15 protein-coding genes are annotated in these 17,956 nt (G+C 70.8%); 1 reads left to right on the forward strand and 14 read right to left on the reverse strand.

The window, feature by feature from the left end:
* Positions 1 to 23: 23 nt before the first annotated feature.
* The 6 genes from ACR3IO_RS05090 to ACR3IO_RS05115 all read right to left on the reverse strand — a co-directional run bounded on the left by ACR3IO_RS05090 (position 24) and on the right by ACR3IO_RS05115 (position 7,994).
* Complete coding sequence (locus tag ACR3IO_RS05090) at positions 24 to 1,187, reverse strand: hypothetical protein (protein WP_434070091.1); 1,164 nt, start codon at positions 1,185 to 1,187, stop codon at positions 24 to 26.
* Positions 1,184 to 2,383 carry a sensor histidine kinase gene (locus tag ACR3IO_RS05095; protein WP_434070092.1) on the reverse strand — a complete coding sequence of 400 codons (1,200 nt, stop codon included), beginning with the start codon at positions 2,381 to 2,383 and terminating at the stop codon, positions 1,184 to 1,186. The genes ACR3IO_RS05090 and ACR3IO_RS05095 overlap by 4 nt, the downstream gene beginning before the upstream one ends.
* 111 nt (positions 2,384 to 2,494) lie before the next feature.
* A complete protein-coding gene (locus ACR3IO_RS05100; protein ID WP_434070093.1) occupies positions 2,495 to 3,550 on the reverse strand; it encodes an Rv2578c family radical SAM protein in 1,056 nt (351 codons plus the stop codon).
* 83 nt (positions 3,551 to 3,633) lie between these two features.
* Complete coding sequence (locus ACR3IO_RS05105) at positions 3,634 to 5,484, reverse strand: ATP-binding cassette domain-containing protein (protein WP_434070094.1); 1,851 nt, start codon at positions 5,482 to 5,484, stop codon at positions 3,634 to 3,636.
* A gap of 454 nt (positions 5,485 to 5,938) precedes the next feature.
* Positions 5,939 to 7,369 carry a malate:quinone oxidoreductase gene (locus ACR3IO_RS05110; RefSeq protein ID WP_434070565.1) on the reverse strand — a complete coding sequence of 477 codons (1,431 nt, stop codon included), beginning with the start codon at positions 7,367 to 7,369 and terminating at the stop codon, positions 5,939 to 5,941.
* A 205-nt stretch (positions 7,370 to 7,574) separates the two neighbouring features.
* Positions 7,575 to 7,994: a hypothetical protein gene (locus tag ACR3IO_RS05115; protein ID WP_434070095.1), complete on the reverse strand. Its 420-nt coding sequence runs from the start codon at positions 7,992 to 7,994 to the stop codon at positions 7,575 to 7,577.
* An 84-nt stretch (positions 7,995 to 8,078) separates the two neighbouring features.
* On the opposite strand from ACR3IO_RS05115, the gene ACR3IO_RS05120 reads away from it, so the two are divergent.
* A complete protein-coding gene (locus ACR3IO_RS05120; RefSeq protein ID WP_434070096.1) occupies positions 8,079 to 8,780 on the forward strand; it encodes a MerR family transcriptional regulator in 702 nt (233 codons plus the stop codon).
* A gap of 34 nt (positions 8,781 to 8,814) precedes the next feature.
* Here the strand turns inward: ACR3IO_RS05120 and ACR3IO_RS05125 are convergent, their stop codons facing one another.
* From ACR3IO_RS05125 to ACR3IO_RS05160, 8 genes are all read right to left on the reverse strand, one after another.
* Entirely contained in the window at positions 8,815 to 9,816 is a 1,002-nt protein-coding gene (locus ACR3IO_RS05125; protein WP_434070097.1) for an N-acetylglucosamine kinase, read from the reverse strand.
* Positions 9,813 to 11,069: a 6-phospho-beta-glucosidase gene (locus ACR3IO_RS05130; RefSeq protein WP_434070098.1), complete on the reverse strand. Its 1,257-nt coding sequence runs from the start codon at positions 11,067 to 11,069 to the stop codon at positions 9,813 to 9,815. Before ACR3IO_RS05130 ends, ACR3IO_RS05125 begins: the two co-directional genes overlap by 4 nt.
* Before the next feature lie 175 nt (positions 11,070 to 11,244).
* Positions 11,245 to 12,402, reverse strand: coding sequence for an ROK family protein (locus ACR3IO_RS05135; protein WP_434070099.1), 1,158 nt, complete (start codon positions 12,400 to 12,402; stop codon positions 11,245 to 11,247).
* A 61-nt stretch (positions 12,403 to 12,463) separates the two neighbouring features.
* Positions 12,464 to 13,285 carry an ABC transporter ATP-binding protein gene (locus tag ACR3IO_RS05140; RefSeq protein ID WP_434070566.1) on the reverse strand — a complete coding sequence of 274 codons (822 nt, stop codon included), beginning with the start codon at positions 13,283 to 13,285 and terminating at the stop codon, positions 12,464 to 12,466.
* A gap of 8 nt (positions 13,286 to 13,293) precedes the next feature.
* A complete protein-coding gene (locus ACR3IO_RS05145; protein WP_434070100.1) occupies positions 13,294 to 14,175 on the reverse strand; it encodes an ABC transporter ATP-binding protein in 882 nt (293 codons plus the stop codon).
* Positions 14,172 to 15,209 (reverse strand): ABC transporter permease, encoded by a 1,038-nt coding sequence (locus ACR3IO_RS05150; RefSeq protein WP_434070101.1) that lies wholly within the window; start codon positions 15,207 to 15,209, stop codon positions 14,172 to 14,174. Before ACR3IO_RS05150 ends, ACR3IO_RS05145 begins: the two co-directional genes overlap by 4 nt.
* Positions 15,202 to 16,197 (reverse strand): ABC transporter permease, encoded by a 996-nt coding sequence (locus ACR3IO_RS05155; protein ID WP_434070102.1) that lies wholly within the window; start codon positions 16,195 to 16,197, stop codon positions 15,202 to 15,204. Before ACR3IO_RS05155 ends, ACR3IO_RS05150 begins: the two co-directional genes overlap by 8 nt.
* 49 nt (positions 16,198 to 16,246) lie before the next feature.
* Positions 16,247 to 17,926: an ABC transporter substrate-binding protein gene (locus tag ACR3IO_RS05160; RefSeq protein ID WP_434070103.1), complete on the reverse strand. Its 1,680-nt coding sequence runs from the start codon at positions 17,924 to 17,926 to the stop codon at positions 16,247 to 16,249.
* Positions 17,927 to 17,956: the final 30 nt, after the last annotated feature.

Below are 17,956 nucleotides of genomic sequence, written 5' to 3' on the forward strand. Positions count from 1 at the left end.
CGAGGCTCATCGTCGGGCGGGGCTCAACTGATCTCATGACGCAACTCCACCCTGACATTCTCCCCTGTGACCTCGGCCTCGGCGACCAGGCCGACCGCCCGTGCCACCGAGGCGAAGCGTTCGACGGCCCTCCGCTGCGGCGGTTCGGCGCCGAGCGGCCCGCTCACGTCGATCACCACGACGCGCCCGTGGAGCATCTCCCGCTCGTTCGGCACGACGGTCACGTCGATGTGCACGGCCGTCACCCGCTGGTCGCTCGCGAGCCAGCTCACCAACGCGGTCAGCGCAGCACGCTGCCCCTCGTGCAGGGTCGACGCGGCGGAGGCCGGGTCGACGACCCGCACCACGATGCCCCGGCGGCGTTCGAGCTCGGCGGCCAGGTCTCCGAGCCACGTCGAGGCGATCTCGCTCATCAACGTCGCGCGAAGCGACTCCGCGAGGGACCGAGCACGATCGGCATCGGCGACCGAGACCCGCTCGACGTTGAGCATGCCGGCCAGGAACGGGAGCACCTCGCGGCGCAGCACGGCGACGCGGCCGTGGTCGAGCGAACGGGCCAGCCCCGCGCGGAGCTCGGCGTCGCGCGCCAGCACGACCCGGTTCGCCTTGCGCTGCCACTCGAGGGTCACCCGCACGATCGCCCAGGAGTATCCGGCCGAGGCCGCCGAGATCACGAGGGTCGGCGCCACGTAGACGAAGATCATCGCGGCCACCGGGATGCCGTCCCACATCGGGTTCACCGCCCCGCCGATGAGCACCGCGAGCACCCCCGAAGAGAGCACGCCCGCGGCCAGCAGCGAGACCCAGTTGCAGAACGGGGCGAACGCCATCACGAGGATGCCGATCACGAGCGGCCCGAAGTCGTCGTAGAGGTACCGGTCGTTGCCGATCGTGCTGAGGTACTCGGAGACCGCCGCACCCACGCCGATGACGACGACGATCCAGAAGCGCTCGGGTGTGACCGGTGCGCGCGCCGGTCGCGTCGCGATCACCGCGAAGGCGCCCGCGATCGCGACGAGCAGGATCGCCCCGATGGCCGCGACCTCCGAGTCGACCTCGGCCCAGTGGGTGATCGTCAGGGCGATCGCGATCACCATGGCCAGCACGGCGCTGAGCGGCGCGATCGCGGCCGACGTGACGCCGGCGATCGGGTCGATGTCCTGCTGGGTCAGCCGCCTGGTGCTCACTCGCCGCCCTCCGGAACCGTGAGCACGACCGTGGTGCCGATGCCGATCGCCGACCACACCTGCGCCGAACCCCCGTGCCGCCCCAGCCGCTGCCGCACGCCGATGCGGATGCCGCGCCGGTCGACCGGCACGAGGTCGGGGTCGAACCCGGTGCCGGAATCCATGACGGCCACGGTCACCTCGCCGCCGCCGTGGCCGAGGAGGAGCTCCGCCTCGGTCACGCCGGCATGACGGGCGACATTGCGAAGGCACTCGGCGACGGCTTCGTCCATGTCGGCCGCACGAACCGGCCCGAGCACGCCGAGCACCGCGAGGTCGCCGGTCATCTGCACGTCGAGCCCCTCGTCGGCCGCCGCGTTGAACGCGTGGTCGAGCGTCGGCAGGCCGTCGTGGCCGCCGAGGACCGGCACCGGATCCGTCGTGGCGCCGGTGCCGTGCTCGTCGATCCAGTCACGCCCGACGACGAGCCCCAAGTCTTGACGGATGTCGGCACGACGACGCTCGTCGATCGGCCCCGAACCCGCCGACGCGATCGCGAGCAGGTGACCCATCGCGATGTCGTGCAGGCTCGTGATCGCCTCGAGCTCGTAGTCGCGGCGGGCCACGGCCTCGCGCGCCCGCACATTGGCGCGCACGAGCGCGGTCTGGCGGCGGAGGCCCGAGCGGCGGTTCAGGCCGTCGAAGCTGCGGATGAGGATCACGAGCAGCGCCGTGCCGACGGCCGCGACGTTGACCTCGAACGGGGCCTCCGCGATCCACGCGCCGATCCAGCTCGCGACCTGGCCGACGGCGAAGCCCGCGACCACCCAGGCGATCGCGGCGACCGACCCGGCGCCTGCACCGCCGACCAGCACGAGGGCCACGCACGGGATCGCGACGATCGAGTTGTTCGTGGTGCCGAGGTCGTACCCGGGCGCCATCGCCAGGACGGTCATGGCGACCGTCGCGGCGCCGCCCAGCACGAGGTAGACGAGGGTCGTGACGACCGTGCGGTGCAGCGCCACGAGCACGAGAAGCACCGCCATCGCGGCCGCCAGCGAGGCCGCGATCCACGACGAGCGCATGCCGGTCAGCGCCACCGCGATCGAGGTCAGCCCGCCCATCGCGAGGTACACCCAGGCGCCGACGTGGCCCGCATGCACGATGGCGCGCCCCACGGAATCCCTCGAGAGGTCGCCCGGTAACCCAAGCGTCATGGTGTCCTCCGGTGTTCCGCGCCTGCGTGATCGGGGTTCACACGGGTTCACCGGATTATGCCAGCTAGGGCGGGTCGGAGCGCAAGCCGCCCCGTCGGCGGGCGGCTTGGTTCAGAACAACGCCGACGGGTCGGCGGGGAATGCGGCCTGCGGCGCGTGCCGCTCGAATCGGCCGGCGCCCGACCGGACTCCGCCCGTGACCGGGTCTTCCCTGCCGCGTTCGAGTCCGTGGGCGCGCACCAGCGGCGCGACGCGCGCGGCGAGCCACGTGCGGTACTCCTTCGGGGCGTAGCTGTTCTGGCCGTAGTACATCGAGCGGTACTTCGCCTCGAGTTCGGGATGCTCCAGCGCCAGCCACTGCATGAACCACGTCTTCACGCCGGGCCGCAGGTGCAGCGCCGAGTACACCACGCTCGTGGCCCCCGCTGCCTTGACCTGTCGCAGCGCCTCGTCGAGGTGCGCCCGGGTGTCGGTGAGGTACGGCAGGATCGGCATGAGGAACACGCTGCAGTCGAGCCCCGCCTCGCGCACCGCCGTCACCGTCGCGAGCCGCGCCTTCGTGCTCGGCGTGCCAGGCTCGATCGACTGCTGCAGCTCGTCGTCGTAGACGGCGATCGACATCGCGAGGTCGACCGGCACCTGCTGCGCGGCCTCCGCGATCTGCGGGAGGTCGCGTCGCAGCAGCGTGCCCTTGGTGAGGATGCTGAACGGCGTGCCGCTCGACACGAACGCGTCGATGATGCCCGGCATGAGCCGGTAGCGCCCCTCGGCCCGCTGGTACGGATCGGTGTTCGTGCCGAGCGCGACCGGCTCGTGCCGCCACGTGCGCTTCGCCAGCTCGGTGCCGAGCACCTCGGCGACGTTGACCTTGACGATGATCTGGCGGTCGAAGTCGTCGCCCGCGTCGAGGTCGAGATACGTGTGCGTCGGGCGGGCGAAGCAATAAACACATGCATGACTGCAGCCCCGATAGGGGTTCACCGTCCAGGTGAACGGCATCGACGACGGACCCGGAACGTGGTTCAGCGCCGACTTGGCGAGCACCTCGTGGAACGTGATGCCGGCGAAGTCGGGCGTCTGCACCGACCGCACGAGGTTGTTGAGGCGGGCGAGGCCGGGCAGCGTGCCGGCCTGATCGACCCCCAACTCCTGTCCGCTCCACCGCATGCCTCCATTCGAACACATCTTCGAATCTCAGGCAAGCGGATGCCGCGGCGGGTCGAGTCTCGCCGCGGCATCCGCTCGTCGAACTAGCGCTGCAGCACGGGCTCGACCGATGCCCCGACCGCCCGCCCGCGCGCCAGCTCGAGGGTCTCCCCCGCCCAGCGCCGCCGCAGCCACCGGTCGTGGCTCGCGATGACGACCGCACCCGGATAGGTGCCGAGCGCCTCCTCGAGGTCGGTCGCGAGCGCGAGCGAGAGGTGGTTCGTCGGCTCGTCGAGGAGGAACACGTGCGGAGGCCGCGCGATCACGAGCGCGAGCGCGAGCCGGCGCTGCTGCCCGACCGAGAGCGCCCCGACCGGGCGGTTCTCGTCGCGCCGGGCGACGAGCCCGAGGCCCGACAGCGGCACCTGCTCGGCCCGACGCTCACCGAGCGTGCGCTCGTAGACGCGGCGTGCCGAGGCACCCGGATCGGCGAAGCGCACGTCTTGCTCGAGCAACTGCACGCGCAATCCCTTGCGCCGCTGCACGGCCCCGCGATCGACTGCGAGCACGCCCGCGAGCACGTTCAGCAGCGTCGACTTGCCCGCCCCGTTCGCGCCCGTCACGAGCAGCCGCGTGAGCGGCGCCACCCGCAACGACGGCAGCTCGAGGCGACCCTCGATCGCAGCATCCGTCACCTGCACCAGCAGACCCGACTCGTCGTCGAACGCCTGCGAGCCCGACGGGATTCCGGCGAACGCGAGCGGCGCAGGCGGCTTCTGCACCTGCTCACGCTCGAGCACCTCGAGACGCTGCTCGGCGTTGCGCACCCTCCGTGCGACGGCGTGCTCCACCCCCTCGCGCTTGAAGTGCTTCAGGAACTTGTCGTTGTCGGTCGCCGCCCGACCGTGCGCCACCGACCGCGCCCCGCCGCTGGCGCCGACCTGCGCACGCAGTGCCGAGAGTTCCTGCTGCTCGGCGTCGAACTGCCGCTGCCAGCGGAGCCGCTCGTCAGCCTTCACCGCGAGGAACTCGCTGAATCCGCCTCCGAACACGGTGCCGCCCGAGGCCGCGAGCAGATCGTCACGGGTGACACGCGTGCTCGCGTAGGTCGACGGACCCGAGCGGCCCCGCGTCGCCTGCGGTTCGGCCACGGCCAGCGCGCCCCGTCGCCCCGGATCGAGGTCGACCAGGCCCGTTGCGACCCGGTCGAGGAACTCCCGGTCGTGGCTCGCGAAGAGCACCGGGCCGCGCCACGCGCGCAGCCTCGACTCGAGGAACGACGCGGCGGCATCGTCGAGATGGTTCGTCGGCTCGTCGAGCAGCAGCGCATCGGGCGCGCGCAGCAACAGGGCCGCGAGCGCGAAGCGGCTGCGTTGGCCGCCCGACATCTCGTCGACTCGACGATCGAGGCCGAGCTCGCCGACGCCGAGCCCGTCCAGCAGTTGATCCCGCCGGGCGTCGGCGCCCCACACATCGGCATGCTCGGCCGCGTCGAGTGCGGCGGCGTACCGATCGGCGGATGCCGCGGCCGCGGCCTCGTCGAACGGCGAGCCGCTTCCCGCCCCGCCGTCCGCGAGTGCCGCCGCAGCCGCGTCGAGCTCGCGCTCGATCGCCCGGACGTCCTCGAGCGCATGCTCGAGGACGTCGCCGATGCGGTCGCTCGGTGCGAACGGGAGCTCCTGCGTCAGCAGGCCGGTTCGCATCGGTCGGCTGATCCGGCCCTCGCCGGTCACGTGGAGCGCCGGCGTCGGGCGATCGCCCGAGCCATCCGCCGCCTGCGAGAAGGCGATCAGCCGAAGCAGGGTGGACTTCCCGACGCCGTTCTCGCCGATCAGGCCGAGCCGTTGGCCGGGAGAGACCGAGAAGCCGAGATCGCTGAAGACGCGGCGATCGGGATAGTGCGCCGACAGGTCGTCGACGCGGAGATAGGAGGAATAGGAGACGTGTACCGACATGCGGACGCCCTTTCACGAATGCCCCCGGGCCGCCGACGCCACCGCGCCAGAGGCGGCAGGTCGGGCGATGCACCGCCGGAACCGCCGCGTGCGCGCAGCAGCGCCGACGACCCGGGAGCGGAGTGTGAGTCCCGCCGGGCATTGCCGAGATGGGTGCACGCGATCACCGTCGCGATCAGTGGAAGGTGCACACCCGTGGTCTACGGCGCCTCAGGCGCGGGACGATGGGGTGTACTCACTTCATAGCGGGGTCGACGATAGCAGAGGTCGGCGACGAATGCACGCCCGGGCGTGTCGGATGCCGCGCGGCTCGTCGTCTCGCAGGAGTCCCGTTGTCGCGCTGGAGTCCGCGACGTACGGGACTCCCGCGCGACAACGGGACTCCGCCGGCGCGGCGGGACTTCGCTGTCGCGGCCGGACTCCGCCGGCGCGACGGGAGCGGAACCGCCGAGCGTCAGGCGGTGAGCTGGAGCGCCTCGGCCGTGGCCGCGGTCGACGCCTCGGCGATCGCCGCGTCGCCCGAGAGCTGCGTGCCGTAGCTCGGGATCATCTCGCGGAGCTGCGGCTCCCACTCGGCCATGCGGTCGGGGAAGCAGCGGGCGAGCACATCGAGCATGATCGGCGCAGCCGTCGAGGCTCCGGGCGAAGCGCCGAGCAGGCCCGCGATGGTGCCGTCGGCGCCCGTGATGACCTCGGTGCCGAACTGCAGCACGCCGCCCTTCTCGGGGTCCTTCTTCATGACCTGCACGCGCTGGCCGGCCGTGATGAGCTCCCAGTCTTCAGACTTCGCCGTGGGCATGAACTCGCGCAGGGCCTGCATCTTCTTCTCGCGGTTGGCCATGAGCTCGCCGACGAGGTACTTCACGAGGTCGAAGTTCTTGAGGCCGACCTGGATCATCGGGCCGAGGTTGTGGGCGCGGATCGAGAACGGCAGGTCGAACCACGTGCTCGTCTTCAGGAACTTGGGGGTGAAGCCGGCGTACGGGCCGAACAGCAGCGCCGTCTCACCGTCGACGACGCGCGTGTCGAGGTGCGGCACCGACATGGGCGGGGCGCCCACGGCGGCCTTGCCGTAGACCTTCGCCTGGTGCTGGGCGACGAGCTTGGGGTTCGTCGTGCGCAGGAACTGGCCGGAGATCGGGAACCCGCCGAAGCCCTTGGCCTCGGGGATGCCGGAGTTCTGCAGCAGCGCGAGGGCGCCGCCGCCGGCGCCGACGAACACGAACCTCGCGTTCACCGTCTTCGGCGTGCCGCCGACGAGGTGCTTCAGCCGCAGCCGCCAGGTGCCGTCCTTCTGGCGCTTCAGGCGCGTGACCTGGTGGTTCGTCTGGATCGACGCACCGCGGTTCTGGATGTCGGTGAGGAGGTACTTCGTGAGCGCGCCGAAGTCGACGTCGGTGCCCGCGACGATGCGGGTCGCGGCGATGCGCTGCTTGGGGTTGCGCTTCTTCGCGAGGAGCGGGGTCCACTCCGAGATGCGCTCGATGTCTTCGGTGTACTCGATGTCGGGGAACAGCGGCTGGCCCTTCAGCGCCTCGACGCGCTTCTTCAGGTACTCGATGTTCGCCTTGCCGCGCACGAACGTCATGTGCGGCGTGGAGTTGATGAAGTTGTGCGGCTCGGGCAGCGCGCCGATCGACACGAGGTACGCCCAGTACTGGCGGCTGATCTGGAACTGCTCGTTGATCGAGACGGCCTTCGCGGCGCTCACGGTGCCGTCGGCGTTCTCGGGCATGTAGTTCAGCTCGCAGAGCGCGGCGTGGCCGGTGCCGGCGTTGTTCCAGGCGTTGGAGGACTCCTGTGCGACCTCGCCGAGGCGCTCGTAGACGCGAATCGACCAATCCGGCTGCAGCCTCGAGATGAGGGACCCGAGCGTCGCGCTCATGATGCCCCCGCCGATGAGCACGACGTCGACGGTTTCCTCTGAATTCACGGATTCCAGTGTATGCGCCGTGAACGACCCCTCGGACCACGACCGTTCGACGTCGAGAGACCTCCGAATGCGGCGCTGACCGGGAGCGATCAGGGCGAGCGGATGCCGCGGGCCGCCGCGGCGGGTCTGGACGGCCGTGCGCGGCATCCGCTCGGTGTCAGAGCGCCGCGATGCCGCCGCCGATGAGCCCGATGCCCGCGACGACGAGGCCGACGGTGAGCGAGAGCGCGCCGATCCAGAGCAGCACGATGGCACGGCCGGGCTTCTGCGGGTCGGTGCCGAGCACCGAGAGGAAGAACCCGGCGGGCATGAGGATCGCGGCGACGGGGGCGCCGAGCCGGGCGACCCACATCCAGCCGTCGTCGAGCGCCGCGACCTCGAGCACGCCGAGGATCGCGACCGACAGCACGAGCAGGACGCCGGCGTGCGCGTGCCCCGCGCGGAAGAAGTTCTGCTGCAGGCGGTTGGCCGGCGCGAGGCCGCGCACGACCCTCGTGAGGAAGTACCCGCCGCTCTCGACCGTGACGAGCGCGAGCAGCAGCGTGCCGATCAGGATGACGTCGATCGCGTGGTTCATGCTCGATTTCCCTCCGGACTTCATGGTTGGATAGTGGTGCTCTCCAATATTAGAGAGTTGCACTATCCAATGCAAGGAGTCCAGATGCGGATGTCAGCCCTCGCCGGCGAGGCCGGACTGCCGGTGGCCACCGTGAAGTACTACCTGCGCGAGGGACTCCTGCACGCGGGCGTGGCGACCGGCGCGACCCAGGCGGTCTACGACGAGAGCCACGTACGCCGGCTGCGGCTCGTTCGTGCGCTGCTCGGACCCGTCGGGCTGAGCGTGCAGCAGGCGCGGGCGGTGCTCGACCTCGTCGACCAGCCTGGAGACGACCTCTACGAGACGCTCGGCCGTGCCGTCGGCACGCTGCCGCCCGTCGCCGCGCCGCCGGGCGATGCATCCGACCCCTACCCTCGTGCCCGGGCCGCGCTCGAACGACTCGGCCAGGTCTACGACCCCGACTTCGCCGCCGTCGCCCAACTCGAGGGCGCGCTCGGCGCGGCGGCCGATGCCGGCCTGCCCGTGACCGATGAACGCCTCGCGGCGTACGGACGCGCGGCGAGCGACATCGCCGGGTTCGACCTGCTGCGCCTGCCGGACGAGCCGCACGCCGCCGTCGAGTACACCGTGCTCGGCACGGCGCTCTACGAACCCGTCCTGCTCGCGCTCCGGCGCCTCGCCCACCAGGACGCCGCGGTGCGACGACTCGGCGTCGACGCCCGGCGTCGCGAACGCGCCGTCACCGACGCCGACTCCGACACCGACACCGACACCGACACCGACACCGACACCGACCGAGTGTGACCGAGCGGCCGCGACGCCCCACGCGCGCGGCCGCTCAGCCCCCCACCGGCACCGGAGCACCCGCCGCGGCCGCGACCTCGTCGCGGGCCAGCACCAGGGCGGCGGGGCCGGCTCCCCCGGCCTCGAGCGCGAGCAGCGCAGCACCGATGATCGGTGCACTCGCGAAGAACTCGAGGTTCGCCGAGGGCGCGATCGAGGCAAGCCCCGCCTCGATGCGCCCGAGCATCCGGGGATCACCCGACCGCACGATGCCGCCGCCGAGGACGATCGGCACCGCACGATCGAGCAGGTCGAGTCGCGTGAGGCACGCCCGCGCGAAAGCGACGATCTCATCGGCCTGCCGGTCGACGAGCGACCCGGCGACCGCATCGCCGGCCCGAGCGGCCTCGAACACGAGTGGGGCCAGCCGCGCGAGATCGGTCATCGCCCGCCGTCGGAAGTGCAGGTCCTCGATGAGCTCCATGAGCGAGCCCGACTCCAGGCGCTCGGCGATCGCCGCCGTGAGGGCGGTGGATTCACCCCGTCCGTCGAGGTCGCGGGCCGCGAACCACAATGCCTGCTCGCCGAGCCCGTAGCCGCCGCCCCAGTCGCCGGAGATGCCGCCGAGCGAGGGGAAACGCGCGGTCGCGCCATCCGCCCGCCGACCGACGGCGTTGACCCCGGTGCCGCACACGACCGCGACCGCGTCGGGCGCATCCGTTCCGGCTCGCAGCAGCGCGAAGAGGTCGTTGTCGATGATCGTCGACGGCGCCGCCCACGGCAGCCAGTCGATCGCCTCACGGAACCGCTCGATCTCGACCGGCAGGTCGAGGCCCGACAGGTAGAGGTCGATCGCCACGACGGGGTGCCCGCTCGACACCGCGGTCACGAGTTCGTCGATCACGGCGACGGATGCCGCGAGCCCCTCGAGCTGTGGACTCGAACCCGGTCCGCGACGGTGCGCGACGACCCGCCCGTCGAGGGTCAGCGCGACGGCATCCGTCTTGGATCCGCCCCCGTCGACCGCGACGACGATGGCGTTCCGCCCGGCGCTCACGCCCACCCCAGGAAACGCGCGTTCTCGGCGAGGAGGAGGTCGGTGAGGCGCTCGGCGCGATCGTGCTGCAACACGAGCGGATGCGCCCGCATGGCGCGGAGCACGCGGTCGCGCCCGCCGTGCACCGCCGCGTCGAGGGCGAGGCGCTCGTACCCGGCCACGGCGGCGACGAGCCCTCTGATGTCGTCGGCCAGCGGTGCGACCGGCTCGGTGTGGAAGCGGCCGCCGCGGAACACCGCGGGCACCTCGATCACGTGGTCGTCGGGCAGGAACGGGAGCACGCCGTCGTTGCGGAGGTTCACGACGCGCGGGCGGCCGGTGTCGTCGCGCATCGCGGCGAGCAGTTCGATGGCCGCCTCGGAGTAGAAGGCGCCGCCGCGACCCTCGAGCGCCGCGGGCTTGACCCGCTGCGTCGGGTCGGCGTAGACCTCGAGGAGTTCCCGCTCGATGGCCTGCACCGCCTCGGCGCGCGTCGGCGATGCGAGCTGCTCGCGCAGCACCTCGTCGTGCTCGTAGAAGTAGCGCAGGTAGTACGACGGCAGTGCGCCGAGCTGCGCGACGAGCTCGGGCGCGAGGTGCACGTCGTCGGCGAGCTCGACGAGCCGGTCGCGCAGCAGGTTCGGAAGCTCGTCGCGGCCGTCGACCAGCACGCTGCGCTCCCACGTGAGGTGGTTGAGGCCCACGTGCCCGAGCTGCACCCGGTCGTGCTCGACCTCGAAGAGCCGTGCGAACCGGCGCTGGAACCCGATCGCGACGTTGCAGAGGCCGACCGCGCGGTGCCCCGCCTCGAGCAGGGCGCGCGTGACGATGCCGACCGGATTGGTGAAGTCCACGATCCAGGCGTCGGGCTTCGCGTGCTCGCGCACGACGTCGGCGATGCGCAGCACCACCGGCACCGTGCGGAGCGCCTTCGCGAGCCCGCCCGGCCCCGTGGTCTCCTGGCCGATGCAGTCGACGTCGTGCGGCCAGGTCTCGTCGGCGTGCCGCGCGTCCTGTCCGCCCACCCGCAACTGGATCAGCACCGCGTCGGCGTCGGCGACGCCCGCCACGAGGTCGGTGGTGCCGGTCACCCGGCCGGGGTGTCCGGCGTGCGCGAACATGCGCTGCGACATTCCCGCCACGAGCGCGAGCCGGTGCTCGTCGGGGTCGACGAGCACGACCTCGTCGATCGGCAGTACGTCGCGCAGTCGCGCGAATCCGTCGATGAGCTCGGGCGTGTAGGTCGAGCCGCCTCCCACGATCGTGAGCTTCATGCGTCCTCCTGGGTTTCGGTGCGTCGGTGCGGATGGGTTGGTCGGTGGATGTCGGCCGAGGTCGGTCGGAGTCGGCTCGCCGGCGTGCGGATGGCGTCTCAGGGCGCGCGGGATCGCCGAACGGCGCGCCGACGAGGCGTCGGAGCACGTGGAAGCCGGGGCGCGGCCCGGTGCGTCAGGCGGCGGGGTTGATGTCCGCCTCGAGCAGGTCCCGGATGCGCTCGACGAGCAACCGCCGTGCGCCCAGCAGCACGGGCTGGTCGCCGGTGGCGCTCGGGAGCACCGTGAGATCGGGATGCGACTGCCGGTCGATGCGCGCCGCCACGCGCCGGGCGAGCGGGGCACCGCCCGCCGACCCCGTGGGGCCTCCGAGCACCACCAGGTCGGGATCCACGATGGCGAGCACGGGTTCGAGCGCGACGACGACCCGATCCGCGACGGCGTCGAGGGCGGCCTCGTCGCCGTCGAGCCGGTCGAGGACGTCGGCGAGCCCCTGACCCGCCGTCGCGCCGAGCAGTCGCGCAACCGCGCGGCCGCCGAGCAGCGCGGTCAGGTCGTCGGCATCCGGCTCGATGGCGCCGGCCCCGCGTGGGACCGACAGGTAGCCGACCTCGCCCGCGCCCCCGGCGGCGCCGCGATGCACGGTGCCCCCGAAATCGAGCGCCACGCCAAGGCCGTGCCCGATCCAGAACAGCACCGAGGTCGCGGCATCCGCCGCCGAACCCGCGGCGCGCTCGGCCATCGCCGCGAGGTTCACGTCGTTCTCGAGCACGGCCGTGAGTCCGAGCTGCTCCTCGATGCGAGCCCGGGAACCCGTCGCCGGCCAGCCGGGCAGCGTGTCGGTGAGCGAGAGCGTGTCGCCCGCGACGTTCACCGCGGCCTGGACTCCGACGACGACGTTGCTCACCGTCGCCTCGTCGACGCCCGCCGCGACGCAGGCCGCCTCGACGGCGCGCCGCACATCGGCTTCTGGCGTCCGCCCGCCGTCGTCGAGGCGGATCTCGGCGATCGGATGCTCGGCATCGGTGGCATCGACGACGACCGCGTGGATGGCATCGGCGAGCATGCTCACCGCGACCCCCGTGATGCGGTCGTCGCGCACGCCGTAGCTCACGGCGTTCGGACCGCGACCGGCCGAGACCTCGCCGACCGGCCTGATGAGCTCGACGCGCTCGAGGCGGGCGAGCATCTGGGCGGCCGTCGGCTTGGACATGCCCGACAACGCGCCGAGCTGGGCCCTCGTCAGCGGTCCGTGCTCGAGCAGCAGCCGGAAGGCGGTGCGGTCGTTGTGCGCACGCAGCCAGGTGGGCGTGCCCGGATCGATCTGGCTCACGCTCTCCCCTCTCTGCTGCGTCGGCAGCGTTCGCACGGTCTGGTCCATCTTCGGGCCGCGATCAGCCCGCGTTGCGGACCTCGTCGCGCAACGCGCCGAGCCGCTCGGGATCGGCGGCCGCCTCGAGCAGCCGCTTCGTGTAGTCGTGCTGGGGGTCGAGGATGACGGCGTCGGCCGGCCCCCGCTCCACGATCTCGCCACGGTACATCACCAGGATCTCGTCGGAGAAGTGCCGGGCGGTCGCGAGGTCGTGCGTGATGTACAGCACGCCGAGCCGCTCCTCGCGCTGCAGCGCGGCGAGCAGGTTCAGCACGCCGAGCCGGATCGAGACGTCGAGCATCGAGACGGGCTCGTCGGCCACGATGAAGCGCGCACCGGGCGCGAGCGCACGGGCGATGGCGACGCGCTGGCGCTGCCCGCCCGACAGCTCGTGCGGGCGGCGTTCGGCGAACTGCGACGCGGGCGTGAGCCGCACCCGCTCGAGCAACGACATCACCCGGTCGCGAACCTCGTCGCGCCCGAGCTCGGGGTGGTGGATGCGGATCGGGCGCTCGAGGTGGTGCTCGATCGAGTGGAACGGATTCAGCGAGGCGAACGGGTCCTGGAAGACCATCTGCACGTCGCCGCGATATGCGGCGAGCGCGCGTCCACGCGTGCCGCTCGGTGCGCCGTCGAGCAGGATATCGCCGCTGGACGGCGTCTCCAGCTTCGCGATCATGCGGGCGATCGTCGACTTGCCGCTGCCACTCTCGCCGACGAGGGCGATCGTCTTGCCGGCCTCGAGGGTGAAGGAGACGTCCTTCACCGCGTGGAGGGTCGAGAACTTCAGTCCGTTCCGCAGCCGGAAGTCCTTGACGAGGTTGCGGGCCTCGAGGCTCGGGATGGGCTGGTTCACAGTGCCTCCATGCTCGTCGTCAGCGCGGATGCCACGGGCATGGCGCCCGTGCGGATGAAGTCGCCGCGGTCTCCGCGCAGGCTCGGGAAGCTCTCGAGCAGGCGCTTGGTGTAGTCGTGCTGCGCGTGGTTGTAGATGTCGTCGGCGGTTCCGAGTTCGACGATCTCACCGCGCAGCATCACCGCGATGCGGTCGCTGATCTCGATGAGCAGCGGCAGGTCGTGGGTGATGAAGATGACGGCGAATCCGAGCCGTTCGCGCAGCCGCATGATCTCGCGGATGATGCCGCGCTGCACCACCACGTCGAGCGCGGTGGTGGGCTCGTCCATGATCATGACCTGCGGGTCGAGGGCGAGCGCCATGGCGATCATCATGCGCTGCCGCATGCCGCCGGAGAGCTCGTGCGGGAAGCTCGTGAGCCGGTCGGGATCGACCCCGACGAGCTCGAGCAGTTCACGGCTGCGCGCGACGCGCTCGGCCTTGCGCATCTTCGGGCGGTGCGTGCGGAAGACGTCGTCGAGCTGCTCCTTGACGCTGAGCACCGGGTTGAGCGAGTTCATGGCGCCCTGGAACACCATCGAGACCTTGTCCCAGCGGAACGCGCGGAGCTGCTCGCCGTTCAGCCCGACCACGTCGATGTCGTGGCCCTCGCGATCGTGGAAGACCACCTCGCCCGAGCTCATCATCGCCGGCGGCTTGAGCAGGCGGTTGAGCCCGTAGGCGAGCGTCGACTTGCCGCATCCGGACTCGCCGGCGAGGCCGAGGATCTCGCCTCGGTGCAGCGTGAGCGAGACATGCTTCACGGCCTCGACGGGTGGGTCGACGAGGTACTCGATCGAGACGTCCGTTGCGGTGAGCACCGGGTCGGCGGCGGTCATGCGACGCTCCCCTCTGCGGCGATGCCGCGGCCTTCGCGCGCGGCCTTGCGCACGCGGCGGGTGTACTCCGGCGCGATGCGGAGCTTCGGGTTGATGATCTCGTCGATGCTGAAGTTGATGAGCGAGAGCCCGGCGCCGAGCAGGGCGATCATGAGGCCCGGCGGCACGAACCACCACCACGCGCCGGTGCCGATGGCCTGGCCGGTCTGCGCGTCGTTCAGCATCGTGCCCCAGGTGATCGAGCCCGTCGGGCCGAGGCCCAGGTACGACAGGCCGGCTTCGCCGAGGATCGCGAAGATGATCGCGAACAGGAACTGGGCGGTCAGCAGCGGCAGCAGGTTCGGGAGGATCTCCACGAGGATGACGCGGTGGGTGCGCTCGCCCGCGACCCGGGATGCCGCGACGTACTCGCGGGCCCGGAGCGAGCGGGACTGGGCCCTCAGCACGACCGCAGGCCCCGCCCACGCGGTGATGCCGAGCACGATGGCCACGAGCAGCCAGCTGCGGCCGGGCACGTAGGTCGCGATGACCATGACGAGCGGCAGGCCCGGGATCACGAGCATGATGTTCGTGATGAGCGAGAGGATCTCGTCGGACCAGTTGCCGAGGTAGCCGGCGAGCACGCCGAACAGCACCGAGAGCACGAGCGCGATGGTGCCGGCGACGATGCCGATGAGCAGCGAGCCCCGCGTGCCCTGCGCGAGTTGGGCGAAGACGTCGTAGCCGAGCTTCGTGGTGCCGAGCCAGTGCTCCGCGCTCGGCGGCTCGAGCGGCGGGTTGCCGCTGAACGTCGGGCTCTGCGTGAAGAACGGCGCGATGATGCCGAAGAGGGTGATGCCCACCACGAGCACGAGGCCGGACGCGAGCTTCAGCGTCAGCTTCGGCATCCGTCGTCGGATGCCGCGCTTCGCGGCCTCGGCCTCCTCGCGGCCGTCGCCGGGAGCGGTGCTCATGACGCCCATCGGGGCGACGAACGTGTCTGCGGGGGTGCGGTCGACGACGGCCTCGTCGACGGCGGCGTGCGGCTCAGGCATTGTGACGTGCTCTCGGGTCGATGAATCCGTAGACGAGGTCCATGAGGAAGTTGGCCGCCAGCACGGTGATGGTGATGACGAGGAACACGCCCTGCATGAGCGCGTAGTCGTTGTTCTGCACGGCCTGGAACATGAGCTTGCCGACACCCGGATAGGTGAAGACCTGCTCCATGACGATCGACCCGGCGACGACGAACCCGAGCGTGATCGAGAAGCCGGCGATCGACGGGATCGCGGCGTTGCGCGAGGCGTATGCGCGCAGGATGCGCCGGGGCCGGAGCCCCTTGGCCTCGGCCGTGATGATGTAGTCCTCGCTGAGCGTGGCGACCATCATGTTGCGCATGCCGAACAGCCAGCCGCCGACCGAGCTCAGCACGATCGTGATCGCGGGCAGGATGCCGTGGTAGATCGCGTCGCTGAGGAACGCGAGGGTCGGCTCGGGGCCCTCGGGGAACGCGAACACGTCGTAGCCGCCGAAGATCGGGAACCATCGGAGGTTCACGGCGAACACGGCGACGAGGATCAGGGCGAGCCAGAAGTACGGGATGGACTGCAGCACCGTGGTGCCCGGCACGAGGTGGTCGACCCACGTGCCGCGTCGCCAGCCGACCCAGGCGCCGATGCCGATGCCCAGCACGAACGCGATGACCGTCGAGAGGCCGACGAGCACGAGCGTCCAGGGCAGCGCGTTGGCGATGAGCTCGGTGACCGGGGTCGGGTACTTCGTCACGGAGATGCCGAGATCTCCCTGAAGCAACCGACCCCAGTAGCCGAGGTACTGCTCCCAGAGCGGGACGTCGCTGCCGGAACCCAGGATGAGCCTGATGTTGCGGATGGTGGTCTCGGAGACCTCGCCGGCACGCTGCATCTTCGCGATGAGGATTTCGGCGGGGTCCCCGGGCATCAGCCGCGGGAGGAGGAAGTTGAGCGAGATCGTCGCCCACAGGGTCACGAGGTAGATCGTGATCCGTCGTGCGTAGAACTTCATGGAGTGTGCTCTTCTTCGGGCTCGGTCCTGGGTTCCGACAGGGTGACGGTTACTTCGCGGGCGTCAGGTTCGCGAGGATGACGCCTGCGGCCGACGCGCCCCATGCGGGCGGGAAGGCGTAGAGGTCGCTCTCGGTCGGCCAGCCGGTGTAGTCCTTCGAGTTGGTGAAGGTCTGCGTGGCGTTGATCACGAGCGGGATGTACGGCAGGTCGCGCACGACCTCGGTCTGGATCTTGGCGTACTCGGCCTGCTTCGCGGCCTCGTCGTTCGTGGCTGCGGCCGCGGCGACGGCGTCGTTCACGATCGGGTTGTCGTAGCGGCTGAAGTTCCACGTGCCCGGTGCGAGCTGCTCGCCGACCTTGACCGTCGAGGCGCCCGAGAACCAGTCGTTGTAGATCTGGTACGGGTCGGCGACCGAGGTGCCGATGACGCCGCCCATGATCAGCTCGTACTGGCCGGTCTGGCGTGCGTCGGAGAACTCCTGCCACTGCACGGTCGAGGCGTTGACCTTGATGCCGGCGGCACCCGCCTCTTCGGCGATGAGCTTCGCGGCGTCGTTGTAGTCGGTCCATCCGTCGACCGAGATGAGGTCGAGCTCGATGGCCGCGCCGTCCTTGCCGTAGAAGCCGTCGGCGTCCTTCGTGTAGCCGGCCGCCTCGAGGATGGAGCCGGCTTCGGCGACATCCGGTGACTGCGGGCTGACCGCGTTCGCCGGGTCGGCGAGCCACTTCTCGTCGCGCGGGAGGAGCGCGAAGGTCGGCGAGATGTCGCCGGTGAGGCCGACGAACGCCTTCTCCTTGATGGTGGAGCGGTCGATCGCCACGTTCAGCGCCTGGCGCACCGCGACGTCCGTCTGCTCGCCGACGCAGCCGAGGGCGGCGTTCGCGCACGTGTAGAGCACGGTCGGGTCCTGCGGCGTGTTGATCGTGGAGATGATGCCGTTGGACGTGACGTCGTCGGGGTTCGGGATGAACATGCCGGTCCAGTCGAGCTCGCCCGCACTCAGCAGGTCTTGCGCCGACTGGTTGGCGTCGAGGCCGATGTACTGCACCTTCTTGACGGCGGGCTTGCCCTCTTCGCGGTAGTTCTCGTTCGCGACGACGGTGTAGGAGGCCTCGGTGACCGAGTCGACCACGTAGGGGCCGGTGCCGACCGGGTTCTCGTCGGTGAAGGTGGCGAAGTCGTCGACCTCGCTCCAGATGTGCTCCGGCAGGATCCAGGTCGAGCCGAGGATCGCGAACTCGCGGGTGTACTGCGGGCTGTCGAAGGTCAGCACGACGGTGGTGTCGTCGGTCGCCTCGGCGCTCACGAGGCCCTTGTCGGCGTAGCCGTTGGCCTCGTAGTCGAAGGTGAACACGACGTCGTCGGCCGTGAAGGCCTCGCCGTCGCTCCAGGTCACGCCGCTCTTCAGCTTGATCGTGATGACCGTGCCGTCTTCGTTGAACTCGAACGAGTCGCCGATGAGCCCGGTGGGCGCCTCGTCGGCCGTCTTGTTGTAGAAGAAGAGGGTCTCGTAGATCGGACCGAGCGCGGCGTGCAGCACGGTGGGTGCGAACGGGTTGAAGTTCGCGGTGATCGGGGTCTGGCTTCCGGCCCAGACGCGGAGTGCGGCCGAGCTGTCGGAGGATCCACCGTCGTCGGACGAGGGTGCACAGCCGGTGAAGGCGAGTGCGACGGCTGCCGCACCGGCAGCCAGGGCGAGGGCTGTCGAACGCTTCGTTCGGTTCATCGTTGCGTCGTTCCTTTCAGTGCTTCGTTG

Origin of the sequence: Agromyces sp. Marseille-Q5079, assembly GCF_051016555.1 — a bacterium.
Classification (GTDB): Bacteria; Actinomycetota; Actinomycetes; order Actinomycetales; family Microbacteriaceae; genus Agromyces.

Coding starts and splice junctions, on each gene's coding strand:
- ACR3IO_RS05095 (WP_434070092.1), bottom strand. CDS start 2,383: ATGACGCTTGGGTTACCGGGCGACCTCTCGAGGGATTCCGTGGGGCGC.
- ACR3IO_RS05100 (WP_434070093.1), bottom strand. CDS start 3,550: ATGCGGTGGAGCGGACAGGAGTTGGGGGTCGATCAGGCCGGCACGCTG.
- ACR3IO_RS05105 (WP_434070094.1), bottom strand. CDS start 5,484: ATGTCGGTACACGTCTCCTATTCCTCCTATCTCCGCGTCGACGACCTG.
- ACR3IO_RS05110 (WP_434070565.1), bottom strand. CDS start 7,369: ATGAGCGCGACGCTCGGGTCCCTCATCTCGAGGCTGCAGCCGGATTGG.
- ACR3IO_RS05115 (WP_434070095.1), bottom strand. CDS start 7,994: ATGAACCACGCGATCGACGTCATCCTGATCGGCACGCTGCTGCTCGCG.
- ACR3IO_RS05120 (WP_434070096.1), top strand. CDS start 8,079: ATGCGGATGTCAGCCCTCGCCGGCGAGGCCGGACTGCCGGTGGCCACC.
- ACR3IO_RS05130 (WP_434070098.1), bottom strand. CDS start 11,069: ATGAAGCTCACGATCGTGGGAGGCGGCTCGACCTACACGCCCGAGCTC.
- ACR3IO_RS05145 (WP_434070100.1), bottom strand. CDS start 14,175: ATGACCGCCGCCGACCCGGTGCTCACCGCAACGGACGTCTCGATCGAG.
- ACR3IO_RS05150 (WP_434070101.1), bottom strand. CDS start 15,209: ATGCCTGAGCCGCACGCCGCCGTCGACGAGGCCGTCGTCGACCGCACC.
- ACR3IO_RS05155 (WP_434070102.1), bottom strand. CDS start 16,197: ATGAAGTTCTACGCACGACGGATCACGATCTACCTCGTGACCCTGTGG.
- ACR3IO_RS05160 (WP_434070103.1), bottom strand. CDS start 17,926: ATGAACCGAACGAAGCGTTCGACAGCCCTCGCCCTGGCTGCCGGTGCG.